This is a genomic window from Leucobacter massiliensis (assembly GCF_002982315.1).
GTDB classification, from domain to species: Bacteria; Actinomycetota; Actinomycetes; order Actinomycetales; family Microbacteriaceae; genus Leucobacter; species Leucobacter massiliensis.
The window spans coordinates 1-17889 of the sequence record NZ_MWZD01000010.1 but is presented as its reverse complement, the minus strand read 5'-3'; the positions used below and the strand labels follow the sequence as shown (position 1 = coordinate 17889).

Here is a 17889-nt window from a genome sequence, read left to right as displayed (position 1 = left end):
TTTCTTCCGCGCGCTATCGAATACGTTGCTGGAGCTCATTTCACGAGTCCTTTCAGCTCCGCGAGCACGTCAGCATAGACGCCCGCATCGGTGATCTTCTGCCCGTAGGCCATTGCGAGTGCCTGAGCTTGTGGCACTTCGGTGTCGAGTACCGGGATACCGAACGGCTCCAGCGCTTCGCGCACCTGAGCGGCAGCAACCGTGCGCTTCACCACTCGCGTGAGCAACACAACGGCCGTCGCATCGGTGAGCGCCTGCACTTCCTCGACGAGCTGTACGGTCTCGGCGTACTGCGCGAAGTCGCCGCCCGTGGGCTGCATCGGGATTACGACCAGATCGGCTGCGCGCAGCGCAGATGTCGTTACGCTCAGGTCGCCGGGCGGGGTGTCAATTACGACGTGATCGTGCGAGGCGCCGAGCCACGTCTGTTTATGGATCGTGGGTTTCGGGTGCGCGGTCACATCCCATTCCAGCGTGTTCGCCCAGTTGAGCGCGTCTCCCTGCGGGTCAGCATCGACCACGAGCACGCTATCGCCCGCCATCTTGAGCACGGCCGCCAGGTGCATGACGGTCGAGGTTTTCCCCGTGCCGCCTTTCAGGTTCACTATTGCGATCTTCATGGTGCAAGTTTACATGTAGACATGTCTGCTTGTAAATGCATTGATATTTATACCAGCAACACGATTACATGTAGACATGTAAACATCTTCCGTGTGTGCCATAGGATAAAAGCGAGCCGCCCCCGTTGGCACCGGGAACGGCTCGCCGCACCGACGAAAGCCGCCGGCGCGTTACACCACCTGATACGACCAGGAGGCGCATATGAGCGTACCTAACGAGAACCCCTTGGAGATGCCCGGATGGATGCGCCGGCAGCTCGAACATGCCACCGCCGTTGAGCACGGCGAAGCGAACGAGCGCCGCGGCATCGTGCTTGGCAACGGCTACTTCTCGCTGACACCGATGGACGAGCAACCCTCTCGAAAGTGGGATGCCTCTAACTCATTCACGTCATGGAAGATCACCGCAGGCGAAGTGCTCACCAAGCGCGGGGAATGGGTCGAGGCTCCCGTGCCCTCGGGGAAGCCGGCGTTGTTGATCGGTGCGGCGATTGCCACGAAGATCCGCTCGACCGTCAAGGCTGGCGGTAACCCACTCGACGGGATCGGCCTCGAAGAGACGCAGCGCGCTCTCGCGGCCGACCTCGGCTACACATCGAGCGGCGGCCGGATGCACCAGGAACTCACCCGTCAAGTCACCGGGTTCGCTGTAGCGACGTTCCACATGGCCGAGTGGGGGCCGGAGAACGCCGAGGGCGGCCGCCGCTACCGCCAGCAGTCGACGACGCTTGCGAGTGATGTGCAGCTCTACGTGCCCGGCTGGGGCGACGTGCTCGACGGCCTCGATTCCTACATCGTGCCCTCGCAGCTCCTTATCGACCTGGCTCTCGATCCGAAGACCCCTCCGGCACGCCTCGACGCACTCGCGCGCATGTCGGGGCCGTTCCCGATGCAGGTTGCCGCGTGGCTTGAGAAAGTGCTGTTCTCGATCAAGGACGGCCCCAACCGCGAGCGAATCTTCGAGTGGGCAGACCTCTACAACGAACTCACCCACGGCTACAAACGCCTCGATAACTTCCGGGCGAAGTTCCGCGTCGCGCTCGACGAAGCGGCAGCAACCCGCCGGATTCACGGCAACAGCATCGAGACGAACTTCACTATCGAGCGGGTGCCCGGTCGACGCGGCGGGGGAACCGTGCTCGTCATCCGGCGCAGCCCGCTACTCAGACTGCCCGCCGACGAGCTGTAGCAACTCATATGGCGGGACGCTCACTACACAAATCGAAAGCCGTCTTTTCCCTACTGACCGTCTCGCTCCCGAGCTTGTGGATAAGTACCCCTGCGAGACGGTCAGTAGGGAAATGATGAGACGGTCAGTAGGGAAATACCTGCGCCTCGCTCTACTCCCGCATGGACTGTCGTTCTTCCCTAGTTCTTTCTCTTACTAGTTCTCTCTCTTAGTTACTTAATTACGTACCCCAAGATCGCGCGCGTGCGCGAAGCTAGAACGTCTCGACAAGTGCTCAACGGGCTACGCCCCTTCCGGGCTGCCGCGGGTTTCGCAAGCGAAACCCTTGCCTTCAGAGGAGTTGGTTACGCCCATGCTTCCCACGGATTGGCGTAAAGATGCATCATCAAGTGCAGCTCACACTCACAGCGGAACACCCCCAGAGACGCACGAGAGCGGCCCTGAGAGCGATGCGAGTGCGTTTCCGGTTGGGGTCCAGGTCGAGAAGCTTTTGAGAGCGGCAGAGACGAGCCAGCGAAGTCTACGACCCAAACAGAACGTGACACATTTGTGTGCCTATTCGTGTCGCATCAGGTATGCTGGCGTTATGTCTATCGCTCATGTTCTCCCCAGCCGGGAAGCTCGCACCGAGATTCCCAAAGCGCTGCGCCGATTCCGCACAGAGGGTGCGACGGCCGATCCTGTCGTGTTCGGCTCACACCGCCGCCCAGAAGCTGTGGTGATCCCGTTCGAGCTGTACACGTCGCTGTTGCCCGCGATTGAGGAAATCGAGATCGCCCAGATTGTGCGCGAGCGCAACGCTGAGCAGGCCCGCCCGCTCAGCGTACTTGCGGCCGAGCTGGGTCTTGACGCGGCCGACTACGAGTAAGTGGCGCGCCGTAAGCTGGCACTGACCAGCCTCCCCGGTTTCGACCGCGATGTTTACGCGCTGCCCGACCTACGCACGCGGAAAATGGCGCTCGATATGCTCACGTTCATTCGCGACGGCCGCGTGCAAGGCCAACCCCTCGGCCAGCACGTCAAGACTGGCGACCTCTCGGACTGCTACAAGTTCTACTTCGACCCCAACGGTGTCGGAAAACCCCGTTACCGGCTTGTGTACCGCTACACCCCGAACGAGGTGGAAGCCGTCGCAGTCGAGGCCGTCGCCGTGGGCGAGCGCAGCGGCCTCGACGTGTACCTAACCGCTGCCGAGCGGCTTGGACGGCAGTCGGAGGCGTGACAGATATGGGTATCTGGCGCTATGTCGTTTCTCGCTCGAATGATTCGACGAACCCTGACGCCGATCCGGGCGGTGAAGCATTCGAGATTCGAGAGTTGTACCCTCTCGACGACAGCAAGAAACCGCTCTACACTACCGATCCAGTCGCACCCATCGGTGCGACCCTCGACGAGCTGCGCGAGGAACTGCTGCACATGCTCGCCGCGCTCGATCAGCCGCTCCTCGACCTCACCACCGACCCGCCTACGCTACGCCCCTAGCCACCTACCGCACCCGCTCGCCCTTTGCTAGCTCCGCAGGCAAACCCACACTCACAGTCCGCTCGCTAATATTGAAGCACGTAATCTAGTGAACTAGCTGCGCCGCTGTGCGGCGCTGTACCGGACGGAGTGAGGACAGTGAGTAAGGGCGGTTTCAAGGCGTTTCGCGGCTCGGCCGCGACCGCTGAGAGCTACCTGCTCGAACGCGATACTGACCGGCTCGACGACTACTACCGGGAGGGTACCGAGCGCACCGTCGAGCACGGCGTGATCGGTGCCGGCGGTATTGAAATGGGGGAGCTGTCGGCCGAGCAGTTCCGGGCGTGGATGGAGCACCGCGACCCCGTGACCGACGAGGTGCGCGGCACGTTCCGGCAGCGCCGGTTTATCAACTCCGAGGGCGTCGAGGAAGTCGGCGGGACGCCGCTCTACCAAGAAACGATTATCAGCGTGGATAAGACGCTGAGCCTCGCGGCGGCCGCGAACCCGAGGGTTGCGGCCGCGCTCGAACAGGCCATGAGTCGCGCCTGCACCGCTGCGGCCGAGGCGGTGAGCGAGCACGCCGTGACCCGTGTGGGTGACATTGGGAAGCAGCGGCAAGTGAAGTTCGAGCGTATGGAGTTCACGAGCGTGCAGCACACCACGAGTCGCACAGGTGACCCGCACTACCACCGGCACATGCAGATTCTTCCCGTAGGTGTAGCTGAGGGGCGGTGGCGTGCGGTCGACGGACGCACGCTGTACCGGCTCGCGGAGCGTGTGAACGCGGCCGCCGACCTCTCACTCTCGACCGATATGGAGCTGCGCCAGGTGCTCGCGGCCGAGGGACTGTCGTGGGAGCCGGCGCAGGGCGGCGGCCGCATCACCGAGTTCGCGGCCCTCGTCGACGAGCATTCGGCTCGCCGCGATCAGGTCGCGCAGAATCGTGAAGCGCTCGAAATGGAATGGCGGATCGCGCACCCAGGCGTCGAGCCTGGGCCGCGGCAGTGGCAGGCGTGGGATACGCACGCTTGGGCGCAGGAGCGGCCGACGAAGAAACCCGACGCGGAACTCACCCCCGAGGGGCTGGCCCGCACCGTGGGCGAGGTCACCCCGCAGAACGTCGACCGCACGCTGTACGGGCAGGAAGCCTCACAGATCGACCCGGCCGTGATCGGGGATGGGGCGCTCGACGACCTCGGCCGGCAGCGTTCCGCGTGGTCGCTGGCCGACGTTGAGGCCGCCGTCGACCGACGCCTCGCACAGACGTACCTCATCAGCTCCGAGGGTGTGGCCGAGCTGCGGCAGGCAGCTATCGACACCGCCATGCAGCGCAGCGTCTCGTTCCTCGACCACGGCGTGAACGTCGAGGGCGTCAGGCACTACACGAGCGACCAGGTGCTCGCGGTCGACCAGCAGCTCACCGACGCACTCACCGCTCGCGCGGTAATGCCTGGTGAGGCCGGCACCGTGACCGTCGAGCGGGAGGGGTTCACGCTCTCGGCCGAGCAGCAGACGGCGGCCGAAGCGATAGCCGGCACACACGAGCTGGTCGTGATCCAGGGTGCTGCCGGGGCTGGGAAAACCACGATGCTCGAAGCGGCCGCCGACTCCCTTACCGGGCAGGGCCGGCGGCTGGTCGTTGTCTCCCCGACCAAGCGCGGCGCGCTCGAAGCTGGTGACGTGCTCGGCGTCGACGGTGAGAGTGTCCACGCTCTGCTGTACCGTGCCGGCGCCAGGGTCGACGACACCGGCCGTTGGCAGCTCCCCGAACAGTGGCGCACCCAGCCCGAGGGGTGGCGGCTCGACGAGCGCACAGTGCTCGTCGTTGACGAGGCCGGGATGCTCGACCAAGACACCGCCCAAGCGCTGCACCAGTACGTCGACGATATGCGCCTCGGATCACTCGTGCTCTCCGGGGACGCGGCGCAGCTCGCAGCCGTCGGCCGCGGCGGATACCTCGCACGGGCCGCGCAGCTCGCCACCGCATCCCTCGACCTCACCGACGTGCGCCGATTCCGCACCCCAGACGGCCAGATCGACGAGGGGTACGCCGACCTCTCGCTCAGGATGCGCGACCGCGAGGACGCCGGCCAGATCTTCGACGAACTCGCAGCGCGTGGCCTGATCCAGACCGGCACCCCCGACGAGCTACGGGTACGGCTTTCCGAAACCCTCGCGCTCGAACACACGGCTGGCCGCTCCACTATCGCGGTCACAGCAACGAACGCGGCCGCGCAGCAGATCAACCACGCCGTCTACGAGCGACTGGTCGCCGCCGGCATCATCGACCCCAGTACGGTTACGCACGGGCGAGACGGCGACCCCATCGCCGCAGGCGCGCAGGTGGCGACTCGTGAGAACGACCGCGAGCTCGGCGTCGCCAACCGGCAGACCTGGACCGTGCGGAGCGTGAACGCTGACGGCCGGATCACCGTGGCCGACCCGAAGACCGGGCACCACCGCACCCTCGACGCCGAATACGTGGCCGAGCATGTGCAGCTCGCCTACGCGGTCACCGGGCACGGCGCGCAGGGCATGACCGTCGATACCGCGCACGCGGTGCTCTCCGACGAGATGGAAGCCGCCGGCGTCTACGTCGGCATGACCCGCGGCCGCACCGCAAACGTGCTGCACGTCGTCGCCACAGGCCACGACGAGGCGCGCGAGCAGTTCATTGATGCATTTGCGCGCGACAGCGCCGACCGAGGCCTCGACGAAGCCCGAAAACAGGTCGAGCGCGACATGCGCGGCATCGTCACCGGCCACGATGCGACCGTGGCCGCCGAGGTCGACCAGCTCACCCAAGAAGCCGCGAAAGCCGAACGGCAGGCCACCGTTTGGGATGATGCCGCTGCCCAGTTTGCCCGGCTGCGCGAGCAGCAGGCCGTCGAGCTGCACCAGCTCGAACAGGCCGCGGAAACGACGCAGGACACCGCACAGCAGATGCACGCCCAAGTGCTCGCCCCGCTGCGCACTGAAGCCCAGACCGATGGGGCTGAGATTGCTGCGCTGCGCGAGCGAGCGACGCAGGCGCACCAGGAAGCGCGCAGCGCCGGCCGGTTCAGTCGCCGACGTGCCGAGCGCGACGCCCAGACCGCCACAAGCGAGTGGGAACAGGCCCGAGACAGTGCCACGCAGCGCTGGGGCAGCGCCCCGTGGGGTGCCGGCGAGGTCGAGAGCTGGGCCGAGCGCGTCAGCCAGCAGGCCGCCGGCCAAGACCCGCGGGTGCGCGACGCAAGCAAGGCCGCGACCGCTGCGAAGATCGAGCTGGGCGCTGCCAGCAAGCGACATCCGCTAGAAGCATCCAGCCTCGCCCGCCAAGTGTTCCGCAATGACCCCGCCGCGTATGTGATGACGGCCGAGAGCGGGGAACGCCGTGCGATACGGTACGCGGAACAATGGCGCGACCGTGCCACCACCGCCCGCGCCGAGGTCGTTGAGCTGCGCCAGCTCCCCACTGCTCAAGCCGCCGAGCGAGTGCAGGCGAAGCACCAGGCCGCGGCCGAGCAAGCCGCCCGCGACAAACAGCTCGCCCACGAGCGTGCCGAACGACTCCGGCAGGAACAGCCTCATCGATCACGGGCATATCCTTCGGTCCCGCACCGTGGCCCAAATATCGGCAGATAAGACTCCAAACAGTAAGCGCCGGAGACTACTGAGATAACGCACGTCGCACGCTTGATGCGCCGACTCCGAGCACGCGCCCGATACGTGCGTAGCTCTGGTTCTCTGCGCGCATTTTCTGGGCCGCGGCGAGCCGCTCGGCCGTCATCACGGTTGGGCGGCCGCCGACCCTCCCCTGGCTCCTGGCGTGCTCTAACCCAAGGCGCGTGTTCTCTCTGATCGTGTCGACACGGAGCTGCGCGAAGACAACGACGATGCCATAGAGCGCCTTCCCCATCGGTGTAGTGGTGTCGATGGTGGGCTCCGTGAGACTCACGATATTCAGGCCGCGGTCATTCAGCTCGGACAGCACCTCGATCATGAGGCGCTCACTGCCGGCAAGTCGATCGAGCTTGCGGACCTTGATCGTGTCGCCGGGGCGCGCAGCTACGTCAATGAGCTTGCGCCACTCGGGGCGATCAGCGATGCGGCTCGATTCGCCATGGTCGACGAACACGCGATTGCAGCCGGCCGCGCGCAGCTCGGCTTCCTGCGCGCCTGGATCTTGCTCTTTGCGCGAGACTCGCGCATACCCAAATACTTCGGCCATGCCATAAACGGTACGCGCTCAGTATCGGTGCGATTCAGTTTCGGTAGGGGGTTTCGGTGCGCCGCTTCTCGGCGTGTCGTGCAGCTCTGCGACGTCGACGAACTGCGCACCGAAAACGACCGTTTTCGGTGCGCACAAGTTCGTTGAGCTCAACAGGAAATTCTTTACTCCTGTAGAGTCCGCCACCATGTACGCCTAGGGCCTTCGGAGGTATCTCCTTGCCAGAACCGGAGATCACCCAACGTCGAGCGAGCATATGGAACTGTGATGACAACTTCCCCCGGCGCTGTGGCAGGGAAATGCTTAGCGAGCGTGCCATGAGTAGTGGATTCAATATTTACCACTTGGTTTTTCGTGGGTGCTGCGAGACCACTCAACCGGATGGTGGTCTGCTGGGGGCCGGTAGCATCCACCTGAATGTCGAGACCGTAACCGACTTCATGCACGCCGAGAGACACCACGCTATCTTTGCGTGGTTCTCCCGAGAACGAGTATTCCTGGTATCCAGTTATTGTGACTTGACCCATTAACTGTGTCGGGGTGTACACCCAACGGCCTTGAGCATCCGCAGTAACCGTATGCTCAGCAGTTTGCCCGTTTTGGTTGATCATCGTTAAGTTCACGGTCGCATGTGGAGCGGCGACTCCAATAAGCCGAGGATAGACACCTACTTCCACTCCGTCAGCTGGTGTGGCTGTCAGGTTGTTCGGAGCGTTCGGGGGTTCCTCAGTGGGCTTGTCAGTATTGTCGTCAGAGGCCTTATCTGTCTCCGGTTCAGTCTCGTTCGCTGTGTCCTTCGTGTCGTCGACCTGGTTCTCCTCATTACTGTCAACGGTCTCGACCACTGCATCGTCTGTGCCAGCTGTCGTGTCATGGTCGTCAGTGTCTGCTACGTGGGAGTCCTTGGTGTCGCTTTCATTCCCAGACGCCGCCGAAGGCATCGCCGGAGCATCTTCTGCATGTGTGGAGGGTGGAACAGACGAGCCAGGAGGCACTGAGAACGCGATAGAGACCGCCAACGCTCCTGCCGAGAGCACCGCGAGTGGAACCACAGCGCCCTTGGCTAAGCCGCCGCCGACACCCATCTGCACAGTGTGCGCGCTTCCCTGTGCGACCGTCACCGCTGCCGCTGATGACGCCCCGGACTGCAGCCATGCCGCATACCCAGTAAAAGCAGAACCACCGAACAACACGGGCAGTAACACCATCGCAAGGCGCTCGTGCAACTTTTCGGCCTCGCTAGAGAGGATCGAGCATCTCGTGCAGGACTCAAAATGCGAGGCAAGCTTCCGTTCTGTTCGAGCGGAAGCTTTTCCCCGCGCGAATTGTGGGAGCTTCTCCACCACCCACCGACAATCGGGGGACAGGCCAGATGCAGGTTCAAGATTCGCAGCGATCCACGCCTGTTTGAAGCCCTCACGGGCGCGTTTCAGGAGCACGGACGCCGTGTTCTCGCTCATCCCCAGGTAAGCACAGAGCTCCTGGACCTGGAGGCCTTCTACTTCCCGGTACCAGAGCGCTTCCTGCCACCGTGTCGGCAACGATGAGAACACTTGCTGGGTAAACGCACTCTTCAGTACCGCATCACCCGAATCCGGTTCAGGTGGGGCTTGGGTATCGAAAACATAGTCTTCAACACCAGTGATCTCGTCACCACTACGATCACGGGCCATGTTTCTCGCGACATTGCGGGCCGCCATAATCGCATAGGCACGAAAAGCTGTCTCCGGACCACGCCCCTCCTGGAGCTGCTGCAACACCCGAAGGAAAGTCTCCTGGACCACATCGTCAGGATCAAACCCCGTGAAACAACGCACCGCAACAAGCAACGCGGAACTATGACGTCGCCACAACTCCCCATACGCATCCATATTTCCACTGCGCGTCAGCTCAACTAGGACCATGTCAGATGCAACAGCAACTTCAACGCTCTTCAACGCTCTACCCCCATCCCGGCGGCTCATACTGCGCGCAAGCTATGCGTCACAGCCCCATAGCTTGCAATATTCTTCACAATACTTTGGAACATCAGTCAGAAAACCAGCCCACATCGTGTCTATATACCTGAGCGGCTGAACTCCCCCTACCAGCCGCTCCCCATGAGCAACATAATCCTGAAGCCACACTCTTGTCGTTCAGATTCTTTGTTGCTCATGACTTTGCCCACCATGCCGCTCCCACCCTAAGGTCCCGGCATGGTGGGCAAAGTCATTCTCGCTGCGCACCACGCCTCTGTCTTCCTCTGAAAGCGGCAGGAGGGGGTGGGTTCTGTTTCATTGCTGAAACTCACCACACCCCCTCCGCCAGGAGACGTCATTCCTCCTAGCTGATGGCTATCCGGGAGCGACGCCGCTGCATCCACAAGGCGAACGCGACCAAGAGACCAACACTGCCAGCCCCGAGGAAGATCGCAAACGTTCCCATCCCACCGGTGAGCGGCAGCTGCGGAACATCCGACTGCGTGTTCTCAATAGGAACCTCGAACTCGGTGTCACCACGCACGGTGATCTCACGCTGGGTATCATCAAGAACATACCCAGCCGGGGCACGCGTCTCCGTCAGCACATAATCACCCGCAGCAAGCTCGGCGATCTTGAATTTCCCTGGCTCCGGGTTCACATCAGGACCACTGCAATCAGCCGCAGCGTCTTCGATACAATCCGTCACCGCAATCACAGAACCGACCGGGTCCCCGTTCTCGTCGACGCGCACCAACGACCACTCCGAGCCCGCCAGATACTCACTCACGTCTCCCGCATTCACCTTCTCCCACGAAAGCGTCGACGTTTCGACCAGGATCCCTGCGGGATCACAGGACTCCTCAACACCCGCGTCTTCCGGGATCGCGCACGCGTTGTTGATCAGCGAACCTCCGGCCGCTTCATCGCCGAGCACAATCGAGTACTCGATCGTGACCGCGTTATCCTCACCCGGAAGCAACTCCGGGATCACAGCTCCAGCTTCGAGGCCATCCGGCAGCGGATCCAGCCCTGCAAGATCGACCCGGTCATCCGTGATCTGCACATCGGTCAGCGTCTCATCACCAGTGTTGGTCACCACGAGCCGGTAAGGAACCGTGTCTCCCGCGTAATGCGTCGGGTAATCGTCCACATTTTGCGCGTCATGCCAGTTCCCGTCGGAGTCCTGCACGTACTTTTTGATCGAAACTGATTTCACAGCGGCGATCTGGAACATGCTTGAGGTGCGCATCTTGAGTTTGGTTCTCTCGGCACGGGCCTCTGCGACGTTAACGTAGAGATCTTCAGCCGTTGCTCCCGTAGTGATCACGGGGATACTGAATTCCTGCTGCGCAGACGGAGCCAGCGCCGGCCCAATAACGCGTACTGCCGTCGCGTCGGGTATGAACGTGGTACCCCATCCCACAGTGTTTGTACTCGGGTCGTTCGCCGCACCATTTGATGGATCAGCAGGGTCAGCCTTCAGCGTCGTGGGGTCTGCGTTAGTGTAATAAACGGTTGCACCGGCGACAGCTTGAACGGGTCCATTGAGCTCGTAACTCCCGGAGAAGCTGGTACCTCGGCCGTCGCCGTTATATGGGAGCACATCAATGGTGTCCGTAAACGCTTGCGTTTTGACGTCGGCTGAGGTGATTCGAACTGTCCATGAATCCGTTGCGACACCATCCTCGTGCGGGACCTTCGCGTGTTCTGCTGACTTTGTGAGTAGGGTCAGACCACTCTCACGAATCGTGGTGGTGGCGTCCGCTGTCGCCTGGTGTGTACCGATGCTTGAAGTTGCCGTGTTCACAAACTTCGCTCCGGGCTCAGCGTCGCCCGGGATGGTTGCTTGGAATGTGATGACGTAGTCCGTATTCGTATTAATGGTTGCGAAGTCCCAGCTAAGGGTTTGGCCGCTCACAGTGGTCGGGGCCACCGATGCGCTGCCGGGTACGAAATTCATCCCTGCGGGGAGGGTATCGACGACCTTGTAGTTCGGTACGGCGATATCCGTCGCGCCTTCGGCGCGATAGCGCAGCGTATAGGTAACCGTTGCTCCAGGGATGGTTTCGGCCGCGTCTACCTGCTTCTCGATCGTTGGTTGGGCCACGATCACCCGCATCACATCACGTTGCGGCGCGGCGAAGGGGTAGCGCGAGTTGGGTGTGAGTGTACCGGTGGCGGGTTTCGCGGCCGAATTCATCTCACGGTGAGGGGACTGCCAGGCATTTGATCCGTACTTGTAGGAGCCCCACTGCCAAATGTCTTGTCCTTCCGGAACTCCAGCTTTGATCTTTGAATCGACATACAACATCACGAGATTGCGGTCGCTCATATCGAAGCCGCTCTGGTTGCCGATTGTTGCGCGGACAGCTTTTACTTGGCTCAGATCCGCTGGTGGGGTGGAAACCCAGGCGTTGCTTCCCCAGCCGGTTTCGCAGCTGAAACTGTTCGGGTTATAGGACGGGCTGCTCGGATTCACACTGGGATCAGAGCCTATGTAGTACCACTCAGTTACGTCCGGATCCGACAAGATCGTCCCTGCACTCGTAGACCGGCCTACAGCGGCCCCTTCGAACTCGACATACTTGGTGTCAAGAATGCTGCACACCTGGTTCGTGGTGGTGTTCGTGGTCGGCACGATTCCAACACCTTGACGCACCGGCCCGCCCACCAGCTGTCGGAACGTATCGTTCCAATAGCTCCCAATTGGGCGCGGTCTCATGGTTTGAGGCTGCCATCCGCTTGTGTGACTGCCACGGGTGTAGGGCACGGAGTGAGTGTTGTTACTCCCGTCATCAGCGGAAGCTTGACCGGAGACTGGGGAAGTGTAAGTCGGCGCGTTTACAGTGACCGTGAGGTTCCCTGGTTCGGTGTACGGGAAGTACATGCTGATCTTTCCCGACGCAATGACATTCCATTCTGACGGCAGGTCGACACCAGCGCCGTCCTTTGTGGGATAAGACGATTGCGCATAGTCAAGCCCACTCAGCGTAAGCCTAAAATTGTTCTTCGAGCTGCGGGTGATCGTACATGTTGGGAAGGCAGCTTTTTGGTCCGATCCAGCAGCACTATCAGATCTTGGATATCCGGAGAAAGTTAAGTCCAATGCATTGCAAGCTTGACCAGCGAAAAGCTGGATGTCCTGATTGAGTGAATCGGTAATTTGGATGTTATATGAAACGGAGGCAGGCCCCGCGGGACCATTTGGCCCGTGCTGAAGCGACCACGGGAGCCAAAACTCTTGATATGTTCCGTTGGAGCTTGGAGCGCTCCTAACCGAACCATCGAACTTCAGATCCATCGCAAACACGTTCTTTACCGATAGAGGGGGCAACCCTGCGGTTACGTCGCCCACACTTCCGGAAACGGTAACTTGCTCGCCATCGGTTGCCTGCACAGATAGACCTGTGATTACGAGTTCTGCTGTGCCCTGATCGCGTGTTCCGAGGTTGCAAGTCATCGTCTTACCGTCTGCTGATATCGACGAATCGGGAGTGACGCCGCCGACCAGGCATACGCTGGGAAGAGTTGTAAAGACGGCCCCCTGGGAAACGAACGTAAGGGTGACGTTATCAACGGGGTCATTGGTTGGCGCGGCACTGTCATCGTTGATGTTGTAGCGCCACGTAGTACTGACCACGTCACCGGTCTTGACCTCGTTCGGCGTGTCTTCCCCCCAGTTGCCCTCGATCTCGTACACAGTGGCAGCCTGAGCGGGCGAGGATGCTTGTACAAAAGGTAGACCAGCCACAACAGCTGCAGCCAGGAGTGCCGCCCCGAGCCTCCTCAACGGCGCTCGCAATCCTTTTGAACGTGAAAGCGTCGAATCGGGCAGGGGCAATAGTTTGGCATTTGGTGTGGCCATAGTTCCGTTCCTCAAAGCTGTGTGGAGCACCAACTCGGGCAAATAGACTGCATCGCCCGCAGAGGGGCAAGGTGCTGTGCAGGTTCGATTTATGACTGTACGAGTTAGAGACTCCGTGTCCGTGCGGGCCGCGGCTTCGCGGCCCGCACGGACACTCATCTTGTTAGGCGTCCAGGCGCTGTCGGCGGCGGTTCATCATCACGAGGCCCGCAGCAACGGCGACCGCTGCGACACCACCAGCGATAAGCATGACCTGACCCGCGGCACCCGTCAGCGGCAGCTCAGGTACGTCCTGCTGCGTGTTCACAATCTCGACGTTATCCGAGACTGTGGTCTCACCGATCTTCACTGTGACCGCAGTGAACGGATCAGCGGGGAGCACGTATCCTGCGGGAGCTGCGACCTCTTTGAGGACGTAGCAGCGCTGCTCAGCGTTGATCACCGGGTTCACGCTGTCACTGACGAACAGACCAGGAACCGAGATGACACCGGTACCTGCCGAGGTGAACTCAGTAGCACCATTGACGGTAACCGGGTCACCAGCAGCTTCCGCGGTCGAGCAATCAGCAGCATACGGGTCAACAGCGTTGTATACCTCGAACACCGCACCATTCAGGCGGCCCTCGTTGCCGGTGGTACCGGCGGCACGCTTCTGCACTTCAAGGCTGCCCCAGTGCGTTTCGACCTCGTTCGACGGAATCGGCGGGTTCGTGCTCGGGTCGAACCCCGGGTTGTTCGGCCACAGTTCAGCCTCGTTAGTGATCGAACCATTCCCCAGCGTCGTCACCGTACCTGCGAACACGACCTGGATCTTCTTCCCAGCCTGGGCGTTCGGGCCCTGATTCAGCCACGCGAGCCCGGCGGGGGTGAAGTTCATCGTGATCTGCTGGCCGGAGACAGTCAGCTCGTAGTAGGACGAGTCGAGCGCAGCGCCATCAACAGTGACTGCCATATCTGCGGGGTCCACCGGAGTCAGGCGATCGTCGAGGGTATCGCGGATCGCGAACCCGGTCCACTCATCACCAGTGGTCGGGATCGGTGCGGTCACAGGGAACTTCACGACCGACCCGAGGCCGGTGTCCTGCTGCTCCTCGATCGTCTTCTCGATCGTCGCTTCACCGTTCTTCGGGTAGGCGTGTACGTCGTACACCCACCCGTTCTCGTGCGGCATCGGCACCGTCACGATAAACGGAGACGCGGAATCGATGATCTGTGCGGGAGCCGAGGTCTCACACACCTGGTACGCGCCGATCGGAAGCGCAACATTCGCGGCACCATTCGCACCGGTAGCAGGCATCGCCTGCCCCGCACCAAGCGTGTACCCGGCAGGTGCCGTGCACGCAGCACCGGGCGTAAGGTCACCCAAAGCGTCCCAGTTCGCCGGCACAGACAGGTCAACCGGCTGACCGTCCTTCAGCAGCGGGTACACCGTGAACACCACACCCTCAACCGGGTCAGTGAAATCACCCGCAGCAGGAGCCGCACTAATATCACCGTCAGTGCCATTGACCTGGTGCAAGTACTTATGCACCGTCAACGACCCGTCCCGATCAAAATCAATGTCGCCGTAGCCCTGCGGCGCAGCAAACGCGGCAGAACTCGCACCGACCATGGCAGTCATACCGACAGCCACAGCCCCGACCATCGCGGCCACACGCCGCATCGTTTTCCGTTCAGCCACCCGAACGTCTCCTTTCGTAACCGCAGAAGACGACCGTCCCCTACGTCATGACACGCCGCCGGCTAAACTGCAGCGCTCACCTGATATAGACACTAACTAGTGACCACATATGACGATGTTACTTTTTCGTTACAAAACTCGTTAGCGTGACTCAAACGCTCTGCGCTTCGAAAGCATCACTCTGCCGCCGACGCTCCCTAACGCGCGCGTCAACGAACCCCTGGCGAATGGTATAAGCGCCGATCAGGAGCACACCCGCCCCACCAATGACCGCCCACCACGGAAACCCCGGAATCGTCGGCGCTGCGCCAGCGCTGGCAAGGTCTTCTGGAGGTGTCGGGGTGATCCTCTCACCGGTGACCACAATCCGTTGAGAGTTAATCCCTAGGGGAGTACACGTGATCAGCGTGACCAGGTCACGACCTGGCTGCACCCGCAACGAGCTTGTTTCATCAGGATCAATCACCTGAATGTCAAACACGCGATATGTGAGGATTTCCCCAAGCACTTCAACGGTAAACGTGTCCCCGGAGCCAACCTTGTCGAGATTCGTGAACATCGTCGAGTTCGCCAAACCACGGTGAGCAGTCACCACTGACCGCGTATTCTCACCACCTACCGGAAGATGACTCCCCTCAAGATGCCCCGCACCTTTCAAAAGAGCAGCATCAGACGTGCCATGGTAAATGGGCAGATCAACGGAAATTCCAGGGATCTTGATACGCCCCATCAACCCTTCCTCATTGGAGTTGAGAAGCTCGTCATACCGAAGATCACCACCAGACAGATTGCCCGTCCCGACGGGCACGTTGCCTCCTGCTTCAAGCCTCACACCAGCGGAAAGTGCGTCATTGTAGGCGTGTGCCGCAGCAAGTTGGTCTTCCTTGCCAGGAGAGAGCGAATCAATGCTCGTTTCAGCATTTTTGATCACTTGAGACTGATTGTAAGAAGACAGCCAGGCTGCGGTCATCGGGTACAACCCCGCGACCATACCGGCGACCGCAAGTACAGCAATAGACCAGGTTAGAACGCTCGGACGCCACTGACGCCGAGCCCTACGCCTTACCATTCGCTCATCCTCCGCCATGGTGCCCTCCTTAATCACGGCTTAGCCACCGACTCACTATTCCAGACACCTCAGGAACCTAAAATCTGATGCCGTAATTACGGCTGGAACGCTCGGCGTCATAGCTAGTCCTCCCGCTCGGCAATGCCTGTAACCCGAATGCACACCGTTCGGGAGCCTGGTGTCAACCGGGCCTGCCCTCGAGTCTCGCCGAGCTTCGAATCGTAGCCCGGCAGCTGATGCGTTTTGCCGGCCTCATCGACCCAGTTGAAGTAGCTGCAGAACGCGAGCATCAGTTGGTCTCGTCGTCAGTCTCGGAGAGGCGTCCAAGCGCAATCTGGGTCGCTTCTTTCAACACTGGTTGCTCCGGTAGCTTCCATGAGAAGACGTTGCCCCTCGGCGGCGGCACCCTGCACGCTGATACCGTCGGGTTTCACGCGCAGCTCACCGTGTTCGGCACGTTCGGCCAGTTCTGCGTAATCGCTTTGCTCAAGGCGTTTCAGCTCGGTCGCCAGAGCACTCCGCATACGTTCTTTCATCTCCCGCCAAGCCTCAACGTCGACCTGCCCGCCCGGTTTCGCTTCGATGTATGGTCCGTACAGAATCGCGAACTGCTGCGGGTCGTCGACGAGCAGCGTCGTGATCCTCTCGACGGATTCCCGTTCAAGGGGAAAACCATCGTTCAGAACGTGCCAACACGCTGCCGCCACCTGCTCGTGTTGCGCCGGAGTGAGACTGGCAAACAACTCGGGCTGACGCTTCTCTGGGTCAACCTCATGTAACGCTTCGAGGCGATCCGCTATCTCGCAAAACGTATCCTCATCAATCAGTCCACGCCGCCGAGCCCGCTCTAGATCATCGGTCGAGCCAGGCGCATCGAACAAAAGATCGTCAAAGTAATCCTTGGTTCGAGCCGGCGGTGCATATTCCCAGCGCGTCAGCTCGTCGCCGAGCTGGGCCCCGTCGATCTTGCCTGCTGCGTACTGCTCGCAGATCGCATAGGGTGTCTCGCCGGAGAACGGTTTGTGCGGCATTCCTGTTCTTCGTCTTCCCCGGTTACCGAGACTCGGGGTACCAGAGCACCACGCCATTCGCGGTGTACGCCTTGCTGATCGCTTCTGACGCGGTGCGCAGCGCCTGCCGAGCCTCGTTCAGCGCGCTCCCCGCGGCGTGGGTACTCCCGGTCGTGCCGCCGTCTTCCCCGGCGTAGTGGGTGCCGTCCTCAGCGCCAGCGTGCCAGTGGGCGAGCTGCCGGGTGACTTGGGTGAGATGATCGACCATCGCCACCAGTTCACCCAGCAGGGGGTACGAGTCTTGCGGGTTCGGCACGGCACGGGTCGAGCGCGCGAGAGTGCGTAGCAGTTCCTCAGCTTCGCGGGCGACTTCGAGCTGCCGCCCTTGTTCGTTGATAGCCATAGCACCGTTCCTCTCGTCGTTGTCGACTGTACGGGTGACCGCCGACAAATACACTCACTTACAAGCTGACATGCCTACATGTAGACATGTCAGCTTTCGCTCTTGCCTCGCAGTTTCAGCAGCGTCTCTAGCGCCTCGATAGTGAGCGCCTGCAATGTGGCCTGCTCGTCGACGGCGAGTTTCTTGATTGCCTTGTTCAGCGACACGGGCACGCGGGTCGAGTGCATCACCATCGGCTCGGCCAGCGCGCCGCCGGCTTTGAGGTCGCCCACCCGCGTTGGCGGGGTTTTCTTCCGCGCGCTATCGAATACGTTGCTGGAGCTCATTTCACGAGTCCTTTCAGCTCCGCGAGCACGTCAGCATAGACGCCCGCATCGGTGATCTTCTGCCCGTAGGCCATTGCGAGTGCCTGAG

Annotated in this window: 14 protein-coding genes; 5 read left to right on the top strand and 9 right to left on the bottom strand. The window is 61.4% G+C overall.

Translation table 11 applies throughout. The features are described 5' to 3' along the window. Positions 1–35: 35 nt before the first annotated feature. Entirely contained in the window at positions 36–620 is a 585-nt protein-coding gene (locus B4915_RS00860; protein ID WP_105803972.1) for a ParA family protein, read from the bottom strand. A gap of 202 nt (positions 621–822) precedes the next feature. On the opposite strand from B4915_RS00860, the gene B4915_RS00855 reads away from it, so the two are divergent. The 5 genes from B4915_RS00855 (at position 823) to mobF (ending at position 6900) form a co-directional block, all read left to right on the top strand. Next, the gene (locus B4915_RS00855) at positions 823–1809 is read left to right on the top strand and encodes a hypothetical protein (protein ID WP_146119985.1); all 987 of its coding nucleotides are present in this window, start codon (positions 823–825) and stop codon (positions 1807–1809) included. 586 nt (positions 1810–2395) lie between these two features. Continuing rightward, positions 2396–2677, top strand: a complete 282-nt coding sequence (locus B4915_RS14310) for a type II toxin-antitoxin system Phd/YefM family antitoxin (protein WP_146119984.1) — start codon at positions 2396–2398, stop codon at positions 2675–2677. Beyond that, positions 2678–3031, top strand: a complete 354-nt coding sequence (locus tag B4915_RS00850) for a hypothetical protein (protein WP_245907275.1) — start codon at positions 2678–2680, stop codon at positions 3029–3031. Positions 3032–3036: 5 nt separating this feature from the next. Continuing rightward, positions 3037–3291, top strand: coding sequence for a hypothetical protein (locus B4915_RS00845; protein WP_105803970.1), 255 nt, complete (start codon positions 3037–3039; stop codon positions 3289–3291). A gap of 138 nt (positions 3292–3429) precedes the next feature. Beyond that, positions 3430–6900, top strand: coding sequence for a MobF family relaxase (gene mobF, locus B4915_RS00840; protein WP_146119983.1), 3471 nt, complete (start codon positions 3430–3432; stop codon positions 6898–6900). A 25-nt stretch (positions 6901–6925) separates the two neighbouring features. On the opposite strand, the gene B4915_RS00835 is transcribed toward mobF, so the two are convergent. The 8 genes from B4915_RS00835 to B4915_RS00795 all read right to left on the bottom strand — a co-directional run bounded on the left by B4915_RS00835 (position 6926) and on the right by B4915_RS00795 (position 17801). After that, on the bottom strand, positions 6926–7486 hold the full coding sequence (locus B4915_RS00835) for a recombinase family protein (protein WP_105803968.1): 561 nt from the start codon (positions 7484–7486) through the stop codon (positions 6926–6928). A gap of 164 nt (positions 7487–7650) precedes the next feature. Continuing rightward, entirely contained in the window at positions 7651–9423 is a 1773-nt protein-coding gene (locus tag B4915_RS00830) for a sigma-70 family RNA polymerase sigma factor (RefSeq protein WP_181158410.1), read from the bottom strand. Positions 9424–9808: 385 nt separating this feature from the next. Beyond that, positions 9809–13147: a SpaA isopeptide-forming pilin-related protein gene (locus tag B4915_RS14305; RefSeq protein WP_181158409.1), complete on the bottom strand. Its 3339-nt coding sequence runs from the start codon at positions 13145–13147 to the stop codon at positions 9809–9811. A gap of 328 nt (positions 13148–13475) precedes the next feature. After that, positions 13476–14993: a SpaH/EbpB family LPXTG-anchored major pilin gene (locus tag B4915_RS00815; RefSeq protein WP_146119981.1), complete on the bottom strand. Its 1518-nt coding sequence runs from the start codon at positions 14991–14993 to the stop codon at positions 13476–13478. A 151-nt stretch (positions 14994–15144) separates the two neighbouring features. Further along, the gene (locus B4915_RS00810) at positions 15145–16062 is read right to left on the bottom strand and encodes a class C sortase (protein ID WP_105803973.1); all 918 of its coding nucleotides are present in this window, start codon (positions 16060–16062) and stop codon (positions 15145–15147) included. A gap of 305 nt (positions 16063–16367) precedes the next feature. Continuing rightward, positions 16368–17093 carry a hypothetical protein gene (locus B4915_RS14300; protein ID WP_146119980.1) on the bottom strand — a complete coding sequence of 242 codons (726 nt, stop codon included), beginning with the start codon at positions 17091–17093 and terminating at the stop codon, positions 16368–16370. A gap of 22 nt (positions 17094–17115) precedes the next feature. Further along, positions 17116–17475: a hypothetical protein gene (locus tag B4915_RS00800; RefSeq protein WP_105803964.1), complete on the bottom strand. Its 360-nt coding sequence runs from the start codon at positions 17473–17475 to the stop codon at positions 17116–17118. 89 nt (positions 17476–17564) lie between these two features. Beyond that, positions 17565–17801 (bottom strand): hypothetical protein, encoded by a 237-nt coding sequence (locus B4915_RS00795; RefSeq protein ID WP_146119979.1) that lies wholly within the window; start codon positions 17799–17801, stop codon positions 17565–17567. Positions 17802–17889 lie beyond the last annotated feature (88 nt).

Coding starts and splice junctions, on each gene's coding strand:
- B4915_RS00860 (WP_105803972.1), bottom strand. CDS start 620: ATGAAGATCGCAATAGTGAACCTGAAAGGCGGCACGGGGAAAACCTCG.
- B4915_RS00855 (WP_146119985.1), top strand. CDS start 823: ATGAGCGTACCTAACGAGAACCCCTTGGAGATGCCCGGATGGATGCGC.
- B4915_RS14310 (WP_146119984.1), top strand. CDS start 2,396: ATGTCTATCGCTCATGTTCTCCCCAGCCGGGAAGCTCGCACCGAGATT.
- B4915_RS00845 (WP_105803970.1), top strand. CDS start 3,037: ATGGGTATCTGGCGCTATGTCGTTTCTCGCTCGAATGATTCGACGAAC.
- B4915_RS00835 (WP_105803968.1), bottom strand. CDS start 7,486: ATGGCCGAAGTATTTGGGTATGCGCGAGTCTCGCGCAAAGAGCAAGAT.
- B4915_RS00810 (WP_105803973.1), bottom strand. CDS start 16,062: ATGGTAAGGCGTAGGGCTCGGCGTCAGTGGCGTCCGAGCGTTCTAACC.
- B4915_RS14300 (WP_146119980.1), bottom strand. CDS start 17,093: ATGCCGCACAAACCGTTCTCCGGCGAGACACCCTATGCGATCTGCGAG.
- B4915_RS00800 (WP_105803964.1), bottom strand. CDS start 17,475: ATGGCTATCAACGAACAAGGGCGGCAGCTCGAAGTCGCCCGCGAAGCT.
- B4915_RS00795 (WP_146119979.1), bottom strand. CDS start 17,801: ATGAGCTCCAGCAACGTATTCGATAGCGCGCGGAAGAAAACCCCGCCA.